This is a genomic window from Thermoanaerobaculia bacterium, from assembly GCA_018057705.1.
Classification (GTDB): domain Bacteria; phylum Acidobacteriota; class Thermoanaerobaculia; order Multivoradales; family JAGPDF01; genus JAGPDF01.
The window spans coordinates 1-15,882 of record JAGPDF010000007.1; the positions used below are offsets into that span (position 1 = coordinate 1).

Here is a 15,882-nt window from a genome sequence, read left to right on the forward strand (position 1 = left end):
CATGGCGAAGGTGACCGTGTTCGGCGCGCCGCTTGCGTCGCCGACGATCACCGGCCGGCCGCCCCAGAGCTCCAGATGCCGGGGCCGGTCCGCTTCGGTCTCGCCCGGTTCGTAGTCGAAGTCGTGGACGGCGGTGCCGGCGCTCCCCCAGGTGGGATCGAGGGGAAAGGTCCCCGTCGTCCCGAACTCGCGCCGGCGCGAGCGCATGCCGTCTCCGGCCTCGTTCAGGAGGTCCGCGTTCGTGACCATCAGCCCGTTGCCCTGCGGCGCGACTTGCGCCGGCCGGAGCGATTCGACGAGCGTCGCGCCGGCCGCGCCGGTGGTCGAGACGGCGCGCACGAAAGAGACGGTGCCGCCAATCGTCCCGCCGGAGACCAGCACGGTGCCGTCGCTCGCCAGCCTTAAGTCGTCGGCGGTCGAATCGGTCGAATTCGCCTCGACGAGCGGCAGCACGCCGTCGCCGGAGAAGTCGTCGTCAAAGCCGCCGCCAGGCAGATAGCGGAAGAGGAAGAGGTCGGTGTCGGTGACGCCACCCTCCTTGAACGGCGTCGCCAGCACATAGATCCGGCCGCGGGCGTCGAGCTCGAGATGGGCTTCGCCGTAGAAGCCGTCGGTGCCGGTGGCGAGGATTTCGAGCACGCCGTTGCCGTCGAAGCCGTTGTCGACGGCGCCCGTCGCCGTGAGGCCGACGAGAAAGAGGCGCCCCTTGGGGCCGCTCACTTCGGAGCGCACGAGCAGGATGATCCGGGTGGCCGTCACGGCGAGGGTCGGCCGGCGGATCTGCGCCAGGCCGAGAACCGAACAGGACTCGGTGTCGCAGAAGGAGAAGTCGTCGAAGAAGGCGAAGCCGGACGAGGCGAAATCGCTGTCCAGCGCGCACCCCCCCGCCTCGCGGTCGAAGCGCGCGATGAAGGCCCGCTCGACGTCTTCCGAACCCTGAAGGGTGACGGCGCCCGCGACGAGGAGCTGACCGTCGTCGGAGAGTCCCGCCGCGAGGCCGCGCGAGGTGACGCCGAACGGGAAGATCGAAGCGGTCGTCAGCTCGCAACTCAGCTCGTCGATGACCTGGCCCTCGGTGTCGAAGGCGCGCACGGCCAGGTCATCCTGAAGCAATGTCCTCGTCGCAACGAGAAAGAGCTCGCGATCGGCCGGCACGACGGCGGAGGTAACCACGTCCCACACGAAGAAGTCGTGGAAGATCTCCCAGAAGGTCGAGCCCCCGTCGCCGAAGCCGGCATCGAGATCGCCCTCGGCGGCGGCCGCCGGCAGGGGCGGCAGGAACATCGCTGCAACGAGCGAGAAAGTCAGCAGAAGGGGCGAAAAGCGGCGCATGAAGACTCCTCTCCCCTGACAACCGTCAGAATCCGGAACGGGGGGACACGCGGGAGGCGACGCCGGCCGGGAAGGCGCCATCGCTCTGGTCACCGGAAAGTCGGGATACTTCATGAACTGGTACGCCGAGGCAGGGCGCGGCGAAGGGTTCGAGCTCCACGTCCTGGTGCTCGGCATGGTGCTCGCGATCGCCTGGCGCGGCGGCGGGAGCGGATCGGTCGATCGGTGGCTCCTCGCGCGGCTGGACCGGCGCCGACCAGGAGGACTAGGGACTCTGCACGGATGACCAGGCGGAGGTCGTTCCCGACGCGAAGCCGTCGCTCCACAGGCCGTCGGGCACGAGGGCGTCGGCCACTCCGTTGATGTACTCCTCGATCGCCGTCCAGCCGGACGGCATCACCGTCGAGTGGTCGGCTCCGTTCGCCGGGTTCAGACCGTGGGTGAGCTCCCAGGCGTCGGCCATGCCATCGGCGTCGTTGTCGACCGGCGGCGTGCCGGGGGTCAGGCCGTCGAGCCAGTTCGCGGGGCGGCGATTACCCCACGCGCCGGTGCGGGTGGCGACGTCCTCCACCGCCCACCGGTTGACGATGTCGCGCGGGAAACTGCCCACCTTTTCCAGCAGGCCGCTCACCAAAGGGCTCCCGGAGCCGACGCCGATCGGCACGTAGCCGGCGAACGAAGAGAAGTCGAAGGGGCCCGGCGAGGTGAACTGGCTGGCGGCGACGCCGCAGCAGTAGAAGCCGTAGGCGGCTTCGAAGCCCGGCGTGGTGAACGGATTGTCGAAGCGGCCGTTGAAGTCGCCCGGATCCTCCACCCAGTTGTCCCACGAGTAGTAGCGCGTGGGGATCGGCGGCGACGGGTTTTCGGGGTCGATCCAGAGCGGGACGAGCGCCGCCGAGGGCCCGTCGATGTACCAGTTCCCGATCAGGTTGAAATCGCCGATCGCGGTCGCGCTGGTGCTGGCCGCGCCCACGAGGTTGTGGTGCACGAAGCCCTCTCGCCCGTTGTAGACCACGTTGTTGACGACGTCCGCCGGACCGGTCGAGAGCGCCGGCGTGCGGTTGCGGGCGTGGGCGAAGAGATTGTGGTGGATCGAAATCCGGCCGCCGAGAGGGTCGGAGGCTCCGCAGCTCGCGTCGTCGATGCAGGCGCGGTGGTTGATGATCCCGCAGTTGTGGGTCCAGCCGTTGCCCGGGTCGTAGATCGGATAGGTGATCGCCGACCACTGCAGCGTGACGTCGTAGGCGCCGCCCCAGGCGTCGATCGTCTCGTCGGCGCCGTGCGAGGCGTCGACGTGGTCGAGGATGAAGGTATGGGCGGTCGAGAACTGGATCGAGTCGTGCTGCGACGCAGGCCAGTCGCCGCCCGGGTCCGGCGGTCGGACGCGCAGGTGCCGGAGGATCATGTTGTTCGTCGGGTCGCCAAAGTCGGTGTAGAGGTGCCCGAGGATCGTGATCCCGGCGCCGGTCGCCGTCTGACCGGCGATCGTGACGTCGCCGTGGGGAATGCGGACGTCGCCCTGGATCAGGCCGGAGACCCGGAAGACGATGATTCGCGGCCCCGCCTGGTCGAGCGCCCACTGCAGGCTGCCGGAACCCGAGGTGTTGAGGTTCGTGACCCGCAACACCTGGCCACCGCGACCGCCGGTCGCTTTGGCGCCGAATCCCTGGGCGCCGGGGAAGGCCTGAAGGTCGCCCGCGTGCGCCGGGGCCGCCGGAGCCACCGGAGCCACCGGAGCCACGCCCAACGCCAGCGATGCGATGACGGCTCCGAGTGATGAGGTGATCTTTTTCATGTGCGGCGCGAGGCTAGCACGCGCTCGCGCAGGCGATATTCAGTGCTCCACAGACGAAAGCCGCAGGCGAATCGAGCACGCGGGGCCGGTCAGGTGGCAGCGACCTGTTCCGACTCGTCTTCGGCCTCGAGCGTCGGCGGCAGTCCGAAGGCGGCGAAGAGGTCGGGTCCGAAGGTGAGGATCTCTGCGATCGCCCCCTCCTCGATCCGCAGCACGTCCATCGCCAGCGCGTTCCAGGCGGGGTCGCCGGCGCGCCGGACGAAGGCCGCCACCGCCGGCAGTCCGTTGGCGCGCGTCGTCACGCAGCGCAGACGCCCGAACGCCTCCGTGCCGAATCCGGCGTCGACGAACATGCGGAGGATCGCGTCGCGGCCGGCGACGACCCCCACGTCCGGATCCGGCGGCATCCGGAACAGCGCGTCCTCGCGGATCAGCGAGACGAGCATCGAAACGTCGGGCCGCTCGGCGGCCTCGACGTAGCGTCGCACCAGCTCGCGCTCGCCGTCCCCGGCGTCGACACCGGCCGGCCACGCCGGCCGGCGCGGTGGGAGCTCCTTCCGCAGCGTCGCGCGCGCCCGCTGCAGCGCGCTGTTCGCGGCGGCGACGGAGAGCTCGAGCAGATCGGCCGACTCCTTCGCGGACCAGCCGAGGACGTCGCGCAGGATCAGCGTCGCCCGTTGCAACGGAGGGAGCCGTTGGATCACGGTGAGGAAGGCGATCTCGATCGTCTCGCGGGTGAGTGCGAGGGCTTCGGGCTCCGAGTCGCGCGGCGCTATCGGATCGAGCGGTTCGAGAAGTGCGTCCGGGAACGGCTGGAGCCAGGCGATATCGGCAAGCGGGCCGGCGCCAGAAGCTCCGACTTCGGAGGAGGCCGCCAGCGCGGTTCTCCGGGGATCGCGTGCGATCGCGTCGAGGCAGGCGTTCGTGGCGATCCGGTAGAGCCAGGGGCGGAGCGGCAGGCCCTCCTTGACGCTCTCCCGATAACGCCAGGCGCGCAGGAACGTCTCCTGCACCGCGTCCTCGGCGTCAGAGAGAGAGCCGAGCATCCGATAGCAATGGACGAGCAGCTCGCGGCGGCGGCGCTCGACGAGCGCCGTGAAGGCCGTGGCGTCGCCGCTGCGGACGGCGCCCCCCAGCGCCGCGGTTTCGTCCGTCTCGTTCGGGGTCGTCTTTTCGTTCATTGCGCTTCCCATTCTGTCCTCCCACGGCCCGGTGATCTACCTACGAGAGCTGATACCGCGAAAACCCTCGAAACTCATCGCCCGCACCGGGGAGCCGAAACTCCCGGTAGGCTCCGTCGCAGACAGGAAGGAGATCTCTCCGATGACCGTTACCGAAGTCCTCGCGCTGCTCCACGCCGAACGAGACGAACGGGGCATGACGCACTGGGAGAAGCTGGGCTCGAGAACCGCGGGGATGAAGAGCTACGGCATCGGGCTCTCCCGGCTGCGCAAGCTGGCCAAGAAGATCGGACGCGATCGCGAGCTCGCGAAGGCGCTCTGGAGATCCGACGCCTACGACGCCAGGGTGATCGCGCTTCTGGTCGACGATCCCGCGCGCATCACACGGGAGCAGGCCGAGGAACAGGTCGAAGAGCTGGCCGGCGGCATGCTGGCGCACGTGTTCGCTTCGTGCGACGCGACGCTCGCGAAGTCGCCGTTCGCCGTCGAACTGGCCGACCAGTGGGTTCGGAGCGAAGACCCCGTGCGTCGCGATTGCGGCTATGGGCTGCTCTACGAGGCGTCCAAGCTCACCGGCAAGAAGGCGCCGACCGAGGCGTTCTTCCTCGCCCATGTCGAGCGCATCTCGATGCGGATCGCGACCGAACCGGAGAGTGTCCGCCTGGCTATGGGAGCGGCGCTGATGGGGATCGGCAAGCGGAGTGCCGTGTTGAACGCGGCGGCGCTTGCGGTCGCGCGCGCCGTGGGCCCGATCGAGTTCAGCTCCGCGAGCGGCGACTGCGAGCCGTTCGACGTTGTCAAGCATCTGACCAGCGACCGGCTCAAAGAGAAGCTGGGGGTGTAGGGTCTGTTCGCCAACCTCACTGCGAGCGACGAGCTCCGCGGCTGGACGAACGCCGCGAGCAGGCGAGCCGCCATGACCGCCGGGGGCGTCATGCACCTGGCGACGTCCCGGGCCTCGAGGGCGGCGAGCCGGTGGTCCGGCTCCTCCAGCTGCGAGGAATTTTCTCCAGGCATAGAATCGCGTCGCCAGATCGGGGGCCCGTCGCGCTGCAAGTGGCGTCTGCGACCGAAGGGCCGCCCACAACTGAGCGAGGTGAGGCGATGAAGCTGGACCGGGTCTTCGCAATCAGGTTCGGCAGCGTCTACCCGCACTACGTTCAGAAGGCGGAGAAGAAGGACCGGACGAAGGAGGAGCTCGATCAGGTCCTCCGGTGGCTGACCGGCTACAGCCAGAAGCAGCTCGAAGAGCAGATCGAGCGCGGCGCAAGCCTCGAGATCTTCTTCGCCGAGGCTCCGGCCTTGCACCCGAACAGCTCGCTCATCCGCGGCGTCGTCTGCGGCATCCGCGTGGAGGATATCGAGGATCCCCTGATGCGGAAGATCCGCTACATGGACAAGCTGGTCGACGAGCTCGCCAAGGGAAAGGCGATGGAGAAGATCCTGCGGACGACCGGCGTGGGAGAGAGCGCGACGAAGGAGGTCACGACCCCATGAGAGGAAGGAGATGAGAGGTGGTTCGACTCGGGGGCGGCGATCCGCTACGACTCGCCTCGTACGGTGGGCCCTGGGGCTGCTGAGCGGCCTCTCTCCAGCGACCGCCCAGGTCTCGCCCGCTGACGAGCAGTTCCAGGTCAACCTCTTCACTACCAGCTACCAGGCGGTTCCCGAAGTCGCCAGCGACGGCTCGGGAAGGTTCGTCGTCGTCTGGGACAGCTACGGCTCGACTGGAGGGGATTCGAGCTCCTTCAGCATCCAGGCTCGGCGATTCGCTGCGGACGGCAGTCCCCTGGGCGGACAGTTCCAGATCAACTTCCACACCACCCTCGCGCAGGAGCATCCGAGCGTCGCGAGCGACAGCGACGGCAACTTCGTGGTCGTCTGGGACAGCAACAGCTCGACCGGGACCGATACCGACGGACGGAGCGTGCACGGGCAGCGCTTCGGCGCGAATGGCGCGACGCTCGGCCCGCAGTTCCAGGTCAACCTCGTCACCTCGGGCACGCAAGCGAGCGCCGCCGTCGCGCGACACTCCCAGGGCAGCTTCGTCATCGTCTGGGAGAGCGCCAGTTCGTTCGGCACGGATACCACCGGTTACAGCATTCAGGCGCAGCGCTATTCCACCGCGGGAACGCCGCTCGGCGACCCGTTCCAGGTCAACTCCTACACGGCGGGAGACCAGCTCGCTCCCGACGTCGCGATCGACGGGCTCGGGAACTTCGTCATCGCCTGGGCGAGCTATGGATCGGGCGGTGACGACACGAGCGGGGACAGCATCCAGGCGCGGCGCTTCGCCCCGGACGGCACGCCACTCGCTGAGGATTTCCAGGTCAACTCCTACACCACCGGCGTGCAGGGCCAGGCCGCCGTCAGCAGCGATGGCCTGGGAAACTTCGTGGTCGTCTGGACGAGCTCCGGCTCCGGCGGCACCGATACGTCGGAGTTCAGTGTTCAGGCGCAGCGTTTTGACGCCGTCGGCGACCCGCTCGGCGAAGAGTTTCAGGTCAACAGCCACACTCCGAACAAGCAGCTCACGCCCGCCATCGCGAGCGACGCCGGCGGAAACCTCGTCATCGTCTGGGCGAGCGACAGCTCCGAGGGCGGCGACACGAATCTCCAGAGCATCCAGGCCCGGCGCTACGCGGCGAACGGCACCGCGCTCGACGATCAGTTCCAGGTCAACACCTACACGACCCAGCGCCAATGGACGCCCGCCGTCTCGAGCGACCCGCGCGGCAACTGGGTCGTCGCCTGGGACAGCACCGGCTCGAGCGGCACCGACACGGCCGGATCCAGCATCCAGGCGCAGCGCTACGACGGGCTATTCCGCGATGACTTCGAAACCGGCGGCACCCTCCGCTGGTCTGCCAGCGCCCCCTAGGAGCCCGCGCGGTCCGGCGAGGCGCGACGCGAGGTGCTAACGCGAGGTGCCCGACTTCCGTCCCCGATGTCGAATTCTCGTCCGCCCGTTCGTCGAAGGTAGGAAGCCCGAGCGGCTCCCCACCCCCCTTGGGTGGGCGGCTCCGCCGGAATCCAACCCAGGAGGCACCATGCGAGTGATGGTGATCGTGAAGGCGACGAAGGAGTCCGAGGAAGCGAACAGCCCTGTCGATGCGGAAGGCGCCGCGGCGATGTTCGAGGCGATGGGGAAGTACAACGAGGAGTTGATCCAGGCGGGGATCCTGCTCACCGGAGACGGGCTTCGACCGAGCAAGTTCGGGAGGCGGATCCACTTCAGCGGCACGAAGCGGTCGGTGACCGACGGCCCCTTCGCCGAGACCCGGGAGCTCGTGGCCGGGTTCTGGATCTGGCAGGTGCGCTCGATGGATGAGGCAGTCGAGTGGGCGAAGCGCTGCCCGAACCCGATGCCGGGGCCGAGCGACCTGGAGATCCGGCCCTTCTGGGAGGCCGAGGACTTCGGGCCCGAGATCGCCGCAGAGGTCAACGCCCAGCGCGAGAAGCTCGGCAAGCGGAGCTGACCAGTCGCTCGGCACGAGTGAGTTATACGCTAGGCATGCTCACCGTGCGTATAAGCGAGTCGAGAGCCGCCGCCAACGAATGCCGGGGGCCCGGTCGAGAGCGTAGTGAAACTCGATCACCTCGCCGCTCCGCGCGGGCGAGAGTGGCCAGAGGATTTCGGGGACCGTCAGTCCGGAGTCATATTCGCGCAGCGCCAACTGGCCAAATACGTCGATTCGCGTGGTCAGGGCGACCCAGCGTGGGCGCTCCCCCGCCTGCTCGGGAAGGGTCACCGCAAGAGGTTCGGAACAGCCGTCCAGGTCGAGAGGCGGGAGCTCGCCGTGTGCGGTGACCTCGAACAGCTTCCCGAGACTCCAGTGCTCTTGCGCTGATACCCGGCCACTCCAGCGCGCCCGCTCGACGGGCGCGTCGATCAGCACGACCTCCACGGTCACGCGTTCGGGCACCAGGAGACCGCCGGGCGCCAGTTGACGTCGGAGGTTCCGAACAATCCCGACGAAGGGCTCGACAGCGAGGGAACGCTGCAGCGTCTCCGTCACCACCAGGTGAATCGGCGCCGGATGGCTGTAGCTCGAGGCGTCGCTGCACGCGACTCGCCGGGTTCGCGGTCCGAGGTCGAGGCGTTCTGTCAGTGAGACCACGGAGTCGACCGCTACCTGGTGCACGTCGAGGAAGGTAAAGAGAACATCGCCAAGCGGTCGCGTCGTCATCAGCGGCAGCGCGAGGGGGGCGAACGGCCCCGTGCCGGCGTAGAGCACCTCGAGCACGCCTTGCGGGAAGCGTCGCCTCGCAGCGTCCAGCGCCAGAGCCACGCCGCGAACGAACGCCACCGTGCGATGCGTGTCGAGAATGCACCGCGCTGCGGCCTCCGGTGGGAGCGCGAGGCCGGTCGGCAGTTGAATGGCCTCGCCCCGGGTCGCATCCAGTCGCACTGTGGTTGCAAACCAGTTGTAGAGGTCGGCACAGGTCTGCACGAGACCGTCCGCCGGGGTCGACTCGTCGAGGAGGCGCTGCGTCAGTCGCCGGAGTGCTTGCACGCGGAGAGATCAGCGTAACATGCGGCTGGCAGCCACCTGCTGGTCTGCCCAATCGGCCTCGGAACTCTCCCCGGGAGGACGGACTTCATGCCTCATTGCATCCTCGAATACTCCGGCAACGCGCTCGACGAGCCCGATTGGGCAGCGACTCTGACGGCCCTTCACGAGGTGCTGGCGGCGACGGGCCTTTTCGTCCTCGACGACATCAAGAGCCGGGTCGTAAGACACGACGACTTCCGGGTGGGGGAGGGTCGAGGCGATCGCGCTTTCGTGGCGCTGGAGATCCAGATTCTCTCCGGCCGGCCGGACGAGGTGAAGGGGGGGATCTGCGATGCCGCGCTGCAGGTGCTCGTCCGCGCCTTTCCCCGAACGGTGGAGCGCCTGACCACCAGCGTCACGGTGCAGATCAGCGACATCCATCGACCGAGCTATCGCCGCGAGATCCGCTCCCGGGGCTGACTGCGCCACTCGACCGCCACCGGCCAGCCCGCCCGCCGCCTGAAGAACGCGCTGGATCAGCGGGTCGTGCTGCCGAGCTCCTCGGCGAGGAGCGAGCAGCCCCGCAGGTCGGCTTCCGGGGCGCGGCCGGCGAGACGGAAGCCGGGGCCGGCGAGGGAGCCGAGGTCTTCGGTGAGCAGGTGCAGCGCCGAGCCGACGTTGGCGAGGTCGAAGAAGGCGAGGAGACCGGTCGCACCGGGCGGGAGCTCGCGGAGGGTGACTGGATCGAGGACGCGGACCTTCATCCAGTGCGGCGGAACGAAGATTCCCGGGTCGCCGCCGGTGAGCGTGGCGGTGTAGCACTGGCTGGTGAGCTCGGTCATGCCGTACTCGCCGACGATCGACTCCGGCGCGATGAACAGCTGCTCTTCGAGCTGGCGGTGGAGCTCTTCGCGTGCGAGCTCGCGCGCCCGGCCCTTGAAGCCGCCGGTCTCGAAGACCGCCGAGCCCGAAGGCAGGCGAAACCTGAGACCGATACGGCCGAGGAAGTCGAGGAGGTCGGCGAGCGCGAACGACGTCGTGAGAATCAGCACCGGCCGCCCCTCGCGCTGGCGGGCGCCGAACCAGGAGCGCGTCTTCGCCCCCTCGACGCCGCGCTCACCGAAGGCCGAATCGCTCCCGGGTCCGCCGAAGCGCTGCAGCAGGTGGTCGACCATGAAGCCCAAGCTCGAGTCGGGCGCGACAGCGCGCGGCGGCACGAGTGCGAGCATCGCCGGAAGGTCCTGGGGCCGATCGCCGCGCGGCAGGCAGAAGCGCGGGAAGGACGCATCGATCGCGGCGCGGTAGAGCTCGGGGAAGGGGTGGGTGTGCACGCTCCGCGTCTCGCCCAGCGTGCCGCTCGAGCGAAACGTCTCCTGCGGCGGATCGGTGGCGAGCTCGACGGTCGCGAACGCCGTCGCGGGAATCATCGGCACGTCGCGCCACGAGGCCACCGTCGCCGGCGTCCGGCCGGCGCGTTCGCACATCGCGCGATAGGCGGGAAGGCGGTCGAACTGGTAGGCGAAGCCGTCCAGCGCCAGGCCTTCGAAGTCGGCCGCGGACGAAGCGTGCGGGGGCAGGCGAAGAAGACTGGAGATCCGTTCGACGATCACCGGAGGATTCTCTCACGGCGCCCCGGCCCGGAGCTTCCTGCAGAGCGCGCCGATGCGAGCCGTGGGGAGCCACACGGCGAGAGCGGGAAAGCCGGCGGCGCCGGCGCGATGCCGACGCCGCCGAACTGGAGAGCCGGGCTCCCGGCCCCGCCCCGTCTCAGGGGAAGGTCTGACTCCAGGCGGTGCTGTCGCCCGTGCCGAAGCCGTCCACGAAGATCAGGTTCGTGTTGGTGAGGAACTCGACCTCGCCGGGCGTGCCGGCCTCGAAGAGCCCCAGGACATGGGTTTCGATCTCGGCCGGCGGCCGGTCGGCGTCGAACCAGAAGTTGTACATGTTGGCCCAGCGGATCGCATTGGCGTTCTCCGCCGGAGAGAACGCGGGCGAATCCCAGCTCACTTCGTCGACGGTGACGGTGTTCCCCCAGTCAGCCGTGTCGTAGGGCTCGTTCGAGTGCGCGTTGACATCGTGGAAGCCGATGTTCTCGAAGGTCGTGGCCCCGAAGAAGCGGATTGCCAGCCGATCCGCCGCGCGGGCGGAGTTCATGTTGTGGACGGCATACTCGTAGTGCCAGACACCGGCCGAAGGGTTGGTGACCTTGCGGGCGACATGGAAGCGCTCGACCGGCACCGACGGGACGTCGACGTTGAGCAGTTCCACCGTCGCATCGATCACCGGCCAGACTTCGATCGCCGACTTCTGACGCACCGTGCTGCCGACATTCTGCAGGTTGAAGCTGACGGCCTCGACGGAGACCTCACGGTACGAGGCGTTGTTGAGGCCGTTGCCGGACTGGGCGTCGTCGGGGGCGATGTACTGACCCTCGATGAAATAGCGCGCCCCCGGGTTGAGCGCAGCGTCGAGGTCGGCCTCGGCGACGGCGGCGCGCTGGTTCCAGATCGTAGCCGTGCTGCCGCCGCCGCCCTCTGGGAAGGGGAAGACTCCGGTCGTCGGGTTGACTTCGGACTTCCGTCCCATCGGGCGGCCGCCGTTGAGGCTCGACGAGTAGGGGTCGGTGCAACCGACGCCCAGCTGATTGCCGCCCAGCGGTGGAGCGGCGCAACTGCCGTCGCCGCAGCCGCCGGCGCTCTGGTTGAGCGAAATGAAGCCGTGCTTCAGCCAGCTGGCGCCGATCTGGTCGAAGCGTCCGTTCTTCAGCCGGTAGATGTTCTGACCGATCACCGGGTGATCGGAGCTGGTGGTCCCGCTGCCGCAACCGCCATTGACGTCGCACCAGTTGAGCGGCGTGTCGCCGATGTTGCAGGAGGTCGTGCCTACCGAATAGCCGCGGATGCCTCCGGACGCGCCCCAGTTGGTCGTTCCAGGCAGTTCGTAGACGGTGACGTCCGCCCCGGTGGAGCCGGCCGCTGCGGCTTCGACCCCGAGGAGGGCCAACGTGCAAACCGCGAAGAGCGCAAGAGTGGTACGAACAGGCAGGTTGCGAACGATTCGATTGTGCATCGGAGTCTCCGTACGTCGGCGAAGGGGTGGAGAGAGGACTCGGGACCGGGAAGAAGATGACGAGTGACGTAGCCCTTGCGGGATCTTCGCCCTCGGATTGACAATCGATACCCTGATTGACGCGGGAGTCTAGTACACCTCGGGAGAAATTCAATCCCCGATCCGGCGCGCGGCCGGAAGATCTCTACCGGCAGCTCTTGACAAGACGAACCGGCCTGTCCTATAAATCGCGCTCCATGAGTCCCGGCCGAAACGCTTTCCTGCGCCCGACGGGCACCAAGGCCTGCCCCATGTGCATGTGTTGTCTGCATGCGCGCGGGCAAGGAGCGTTCACCGAGTAACATCGCAGTTCCATCGGTTCGACGACCTCGAGACCCGCGACGGCACAGCCGAAGCGGGTCTTTCTGTATCTGGGCCACTTTCGTCGACCGTCGCAGCTCTCCAGGGTTCGGGACCCCAACCGCACGAGGAGAGCACGATGAGCGCAGCGACCACGAACAGCCCGAAGACGAGCACCTCGCCGAAAGGCCCGTCCCACCCCGCGCACCATTTCGACACCCTGCAGGTGCACGCCGGACAGGAGCCGGCGCCGGGCACCAACGCCCGCGCCGTGCCGATCTACCAGACGACCTCCTACACCTTCGCCGATTCGGCGCACGGCGCGCGGCTCTTCGCGCTGCAGGAGTTCGGCAACATCTACACCCGGATCATGAATCCGACCACCGACGTCTTCGAGAAGCGCATCGCCGCACTCGAAGGCGGCGCCGCTGCGGTGGCCGTCGCCTCCGGTCAGGCGGCGCAGTTCCTGGCGCTCACGACGATCGCCGGCGCCGGCGACAACATCGTCGCCACGAGCTTTCTCTACGGCGGCACCTACAACCAGCTGAAGGTCGCCCTCCCGCGGCTCGGCATCGAGACGAAGTTCATCGACGGCGACGATCCGGAGGCGTTCCGGCGCGCCATCGACGGCCGCACGAAGGCGCTCTACGTCGAGACCATCGGCAACCCGCGCTTCAACATCCCCGACTTCGAGGCCCTGGCGGCGGTGGCGCGCGAGGCCGGCATCCCGCTCGTCGTGGACAACACCTTCGGCGCCGCGGGCTACCTCTTCCGGCCGATCGACCACGGCGCCGACATCGTCGTCGCGTCGGCGACCAAATGGATCGGCGGCCACGGTACGTCGATCGGCGGTGTGATCGTCGACGCCGGCACGTTCGACTGGGGAAACGGCAGGTTTCCGGCCTTCACGGAGCCGGCACCCGGCTACCATGGGCTCAACTTCTGGGAGGTCTTCGGCGCCGGCGGTCCGTTCGGCAACATCGCCTTCGCGATCCGCGCCCGCGTCGAAGGTCTGCGCGACCTCGGGCCGGCGCTCTCGCCGTTCAACTCGTTCCTCTTCCTGCAGGGCCTGGAGACGCTCTCGCTGCGTGTGCAGCGTCACGTCGACAACGCCCTCGGCCTCGCGCAGTGGCTCGAGGCCCATCCGGCGGTCGAGTGGGTGAGCTATCCCGGCCTCCCGTCGCACCCCTACCACGAACGTGCTCGGCGCTATCTCACGCACGGCTTCGGCGGCGTGCTCGCTTTCGGCATCCGCGGGGGACTCGAGGCGGGGAGGAGGTTCATCGACTCGGTGAAGCTCGCGAGCCACCTCGCGAACGTCGGCGACGCCAAGACCCTGGTCATCCACCCGGCCTCGACGACCCATCAGCAGCTCTCGGCCGCCGAGCAGGCGAGCGCCGGCGTCTCGCCGGAGCTCGTCCGGGTCTCGGTCGGCATCGAGCATCTGGGCGACATTCAGAACGACTTCGAGCAGGCGTTCGCGCGGGCGCTCGCGCCGGTCCCTGCGACCCCTTCCACCCCGCCAGAATCGGTGGAGGTCTCCGCATGAGCTTCCACCTGCACATCTCTCCGGAGACGCGCTTCCTGCGTCTCCCGGGGAGCTTCGTCCTCGACTCCGGCGAGCGCCTGCGCGGCGTCGAGATCGCCTATCGCACCTGGGGCACGCTCTCGGCCGCGCGCGACAACGCGGTCGTCGTCTGCCACGCGCTCACCGGCTCGGCCGACGTCGACCGCTGGTGGGCGGGGCTCCTCGGCGGCGGCCGGGCGCTCGATCCCGAGGTCGACTTCGTCATCGCGGCCAATCTTCTCGGCAGCTGCTACGGCACGACCGGACCGCTCTCGCCGCGGGCCGGCGCCGGTCCGCGATCCCCGGACGGTTCCCGCTGGGCGGGCGACTTTCCGGCGATCACGGTGCGCGATCAGGTGCGTCTGCAGCAGAGACTCCTCGACGCTCTCGCCGTCGCGCGCGTGCGGCTCGTCGTCGGCGGCTCGCTCGGCGGCATGCAGGCGCTCGAGTGGGGAGTTCTCGATCGGGGACGGGTCGAGTCGCTCGCGGTGCTCTCGGCGCCGGCACGACACGGTCCCTGGGGAATCGCTCTCTCCGAGCTCGCGCGGCGGGCGCTCACGCTCGATCCGAAGTTCCGTGGCGGGCACTATCCGGAAGACGATCCGCCGACTTCCGGCCTGGCTCTCGCCCGGGCCATCGCGATGACGAGTTATCGCAGCCGCCCCGGCTTCGAGCAGCGCTTCGGTCGCGACCGCCGCGACGGCAGTTTCGAAGTGGCGCGTTATCTCGAGCACCAGGGACGCAGGCTCGTCGAACGCTTCGACGCCAACAGCTATCTCGCTCTTCTCGGAGCGATGGACAGCCACGACCTGGCGCGCGACCGGGGGAGTTCCGATACCGTGCTGCGCGGGCTCGACCTGCCGGTCCTCGTGCTGGGGAGCTCGACCGACGTGCTCTATCCGGTGGAGGAGCAGCTGGAGCTCGCGACGCTCCTGCCGGCGGCCGAATACGTCGAGCTCGCGAGCGCGCACGGGCACGACGCCTTCCTGATCGAGCAGGAGGCGGTGAACCGGATCGTGTTGGAGTGGCGCCGCTGCCAGCACGCCGCCCGGGGCCTGCCGCCGGCTCGTCAGGGGCAGCAGCCGACGGCGCGCGCCCAGGCGCCGATCGCCGCGGCGGGAGGTGCCGGGTGAGCTGGCGGGTGCTCAAGTTCGGTGGCACCTCGGTCGGCTCGCCCGAGGCCCTGCAGGCGGCGTGCGGGATCGTGCGCCGCGCGGCGGCGGAGACGCGCGTGCTCGTCGTGGTCTCGGCGCTCGCCGGCGTCACTTCGGGAATCGCGCGTCAGCTCGAGACGGCGCTGGCGCGTGACCCCTCCTGGCGCGACCCGTTTCGCGCCCTGCGCGCGCGCCATCGCGAGCAGCTTCAGGCGGTGGCACGCGGCCGGCCGGCGGTGGCGGCGGCCGATGCGCTCGATCGCGGACTCGAGCGCCTGCGCGATCTGCTGCGGGCGGTGGAGCTCCTGGGCGAGGCGACCCCGCGCACCCGCGCCCGGGTGATGGCGGCAGGGGAGCGACTCTCGGCGCCGATCTTCGCGGCGGCGCTGGCGGCGGATGGCGAGGCCGCGGCGCCGCTCGACGGAACCGAGGCGCTGGTCGCGAGGGGTCCGTACGACGAGGCCTTCCCTGACGTCGGCGCCAGCCGGCCGAAGCTGGCGGCGCGCCTGGCGACTTTGGGAGATGTCCTGCCGGTCGTGACCGGGTTTTTCGGCGCCGACGCGGCGGGCGACGTGCGGCTCTTCGGGCGCGGTGGCTCCGACACCTCGGCGACGGCGATCGGGGCGGCGATCGGCGCGGCCAGAGTCGAGATCTGGACCGACGTCGACGGCGTCGCGACCGCCGATCCGCGGCGCGATCCGGCGGCCGAGCTCCTGCCGCGGCTCTCCTACGACGAAGCCTTTCGCCTCGCCCGAGATGGAGCCAAGGTGCTGCACTGGAAGGCGGTGGCGCCGGCCCGCGCCGCCGAAGTCCCGATCGTCGTCCGCAACACCTTCCGTCCCGAAGCGGCTGGCACCTGGATCGGCCCCGATGCGGCTGGCACCTCGTCCGGCACAACGATCGGAGGGCTCGGGAGAACGGGGGGTGAATCCGCTCTGCTATGCTGACC

The 15,882-nt window shown here is 69.1% G+C and carries 15 protein-coding genes; 9 read left to right on the forward strand and 6 right to left on the reverse strand.

Annotation, left to right across the window (positions count from 1 at the left end; all coding sequences use genetic code 11):
- On the reverse strand, nucleotides 1-1,332 hold a 1,332-nt coding region (locus tag KBI44_03490; protein MBP9143523.1), incomplete at its 3' end, for a hypothetical protein.
- Between the two features lie 112 nt (nucleotides 1,333-1,444).
- On the opposite strand from KBI44_03490, the gene KBI44_03495 reads away from it, so the two are divergent.
- The gene (locus KBI44_03495) at nucleotides 1,445-1,618 is read left to right on the forward strand and encodes a hypothetical protein (protein MBP9143524.1); all 174 of its coding nucleotides are present in this window, start codon (nucleotides 1,445-1,447) and stop codon (nucleotides 1,616-1,618) included.
- On the opposite strand, the gene KBI44_03500 is transcribed toward KBI44_03495, so the two are convergent.
- Both KBI44_03500 and KBI44_03505 read right to left on the reverse strand, forming a co-directional pair.
- A complete protein-coding gene (locus KBI44_03500) occupies nucleotides 1,598-3,127 on the reverse strand; it encodes a pectate lyase precursor (GenBank protein ID MBP9143525.1) in 1,530 nt (509 codons plus the stop codon). The genes KBI44_03495 and KBI44_03500 overlap by 21 nt on opposite strands.
- 89 nt (nucleotides 3,128-3,216) lie before the next feature.
- Nucleotides 3,217-4,308 (reverse strand): RNA polymerase subunit sigma-70, encoded by a 1,092-nt coding sequence (locus KBI44_03505; GenBank protein ID MBP9143526.1) that lies wholly within the window; start codon nucleotides 4,306-4,308, stop codon nucleotides 3,217-3,219.
- Nucleotides 4,309-4,450: 142 nt separating this feature from the next.
- Between KBI44_03505 and KBI44_03510 the strand changes: the two genes are divergently transcribed.
- From KBI44_03510 to KBI44_03525, 4 genes are all read left to right on the forward strand, one after another.
- Nucleotides 4,451-5,152 (forward strand): DNA alkylation repair protein, encoded by a 702-nt coding sequence (locus KBI44_03510; protein MBP9143527.1) that lies wholly within the window; start codon nucleotides 4,451-4,453, stop codon nucleotides 5,150-5,152.
- A 260-nt stretch (nucleotides 5,153-5,412) separates the two neighbouring features.
- Nucleotides 5,413-5,805: a DUF2200 domain-containing protein gene (locus tag KBI44_03515; GenBank protein ID MBP9143528.1), complete on the forward strand. Its 393-nt coding sequence runs from the start codon at nucleotides 5,413-5,415 to the stop codon at nucleotides 5,803-5,805.
- Between the two features lie 10 nt (nucleotides 5,806-5,815).
- Nucleotides 5,816-7,189, forward strand: coding sequence for a hypothetical protein (locus tag KBI44_03520; protein ID MBP9143529.1), 1,374 nt, complete (start codon nucleotides 5,816-5,818; stop codon nucleotides 7,187-7,189).
- A 169-nt stretch (nucleotides 7,190-7,358) separates the two neighbouring features.
- The gene (locus KBI44_03525; GenBank protein ID MBP9143530.1) at nucleotides 7,359-7,787 is read left to right on the forward strand and encodes a YciI family protein; all 429 of its coding nucleotides are present in this window, start codon (nucleotides 7,359-7,361) and stop codon (nucleotides 7,785-7,787) included.
- A gap of 39 nt (nucleotides 7,788-7,826) precedes the next feature.
- Here KBI44_03525 and KBI44_03530 read toward each other — a convergent pair whose 3' ends face one another.
- Nucleotides 7,827-8,825: a hypothetical protein gene (locus tag KBI44_03530; protein ID MBP9143531.1), complete on the reverse strand. Its 999-nt coding sequence runs from the start codon at nucleotides 8,823-8,825 to the stop codon at nucleotides 7,827-7,829.
- 87 nt (nucleotides 8,826-8,912) lie between these two features.
- Here KBI44_03530 and KBI44_03535 point away from each other — a divergent pair, with 87 nt between their 5' ends.
- The gene (locus tag KBI44_03535; GenBank protein MBP9143532.1) at nucleotides 8,913-9,284 is read left to right on the forward strand and encodes a 5-carboxymethyl-2-hydroxymuconate Delta-isomerase; all 372 of its coding nucleotides are present in this window, start codon (nucleotides 8,913-8,915) and stop codon (nucleotides 9,282-9,284) included.
- A gap of 56 nt (nucleotides 9,285-9,340) precedes the next feature.
- Here the strand turns inward: KBI44_03535 and KBI44_03540 are convergent, their stop codons facing one another.
- On the reverse strand, nucleotides 9,341-10,414 hold the full coding sequence (locus tag KBI44_03540) for a hypothetical protein (protein ID MBP9143533.1): 1,074 nt from the start codon (nucleotides 10,412-10,414) through the stop codon (nucleotides 9,341-9,343).
- A gap of 157 nt (nucleotides 10,415-10,571) precedes the next feature.
- Entirely contained in the window at nucleotides 10,572-11,873 is a 1,302-nt protein-coding gene (locus KBI44_03545) for a hypothetical protein (GenBank protein ID MBP9143534.1), read from the reverse strand.
- Nucleotides 11,874-12,351: 478 nt separating this feature from the next.
- On the opposite strand from KBI44_03545, the gene KBI44_03550 reads away from it, so the two are divergent.
- From KBI44_03550 to KBI44_03560, 3 genes are read left to right on the forward strand one after another with little or no spacing between them, the layout of a single operon-like run.
- Nucleotides 12,352-13,761: an O-acetylhomoserine aminocarboxypropyltransferase/cysteine synthase gene (locus KBI44_03550; GenBank protein MBP9143535.1), complete on the forward strand. Its 1,410-nt coding sequence runs from the start codon at nucleotides 12,352-12,354 to the stop codon at nucleotides 13,759-13,761.
- Nucleotides 13,758-14,912: a homoserine O-acetyltransferase gene (gene metX / locus KBI44_03555; GenBank protein MBP9143536.1), complete on the forward strand. Its 1,155-nt coding sequence runs from the start codon at nucleotides 13,758-13,760 to the stop codon at nucleotides 14,910-14,912. Before KBI44_03550 ends, metX begins: the two co-directional genes overlap by 4 nt.
- Nucleotides 14,909-15,880, forward strand: a complete 972-nt coding sequence (locus tag KBI44_03560; GenBank protein ID MBP9143537.1) for an aspartate kinase — start codon at nucleotides 14,909-14,911, stop codon at nucleotides 15,878-15,880. Before metX ends, KBI44_03560 begins: the two co-directional genes overlap by 4 nt.
- Nucleotides 15,881-15,882 lie beyond the last annotated feature (2 nt).

Bases quoted from the DNA above. Each gene is read 5' to 3' on its own strand.
- KBI44_03495 (MBP9143524.1), top strand. From the start codon at position 1,445: ATGAACTGGTACGCCGAGGCAGGGCGCGGCGAAGGGTTCGAGCTCCAC.
- KBI44_03500 (MBP9143525.1), bottom strand. From the start codon at position 3,127: ATGAAAAAGATCACCTCATCACTCGGAGCCGTCATCGCATCGCTGGCG.
- KBI44_03505 (MBP9143526.1), bottom strand. From the start codon at position 4,308: ATGAACGAAAAGACGACCCCGAACGAGACGGACGAAACCGCGGCGCTG.
- KBI44_03510 (MBP9143527.1), top strand. From the start codon at position 4,451: ATGACCGTTACCGAAGTCCTCGCGCTGCTCCACGCCGAACGAGACGAA.
- KBI44_03515 (MBP9143528.1), top strand. From the start codon at position 5,413: ATGAAGCTGGACCGGGTCTTCGCAATCAGGTTCGGCAGCGTCTACCCG.
- KBI44_03520 (MBP9143529.1), top strand. From the start codon at position 5,816: ATGAGAGGTGGTTCGACTCGGGGGCGGCGATCCGCTACGACTCGCCTC.
- KBI44_03525 (MBP9143530.1), top strand. From the start codon at position 7,359: ATGCGAGTGATGGTGATCGTGAAGGCGACGAAGGAGTCCGAGGAAGCG.
- KBI44_03535 (MBP9143532.1), top strand. From the start codon at position 8,913: ATGCCTCATTGCATCCTCGAATACTCCGGCAACGCGCTCGACGAGCCC.
- KBI44_03545 (MBP9143534.1), bottom strand. From the start codon at position 11,873: ATGCACAATCGAATCGTTCGCAACCTGCCTGTTCGTACCACTCTTGCG.
- KBI44_03550 (MBP9143535.1), top strand. From the start codon at position 12,352: ATGAGCGCAGCGACCACGAACAGCCCGAAGACGAGCACCTCGCCGAAA.
- metX (MBP9143536.1), top strand. From the start codon at position 13,758: ATGAGCTTCCACCTGCACATCTCTCCGGAGACGCGCTTCCTGCGTCTC.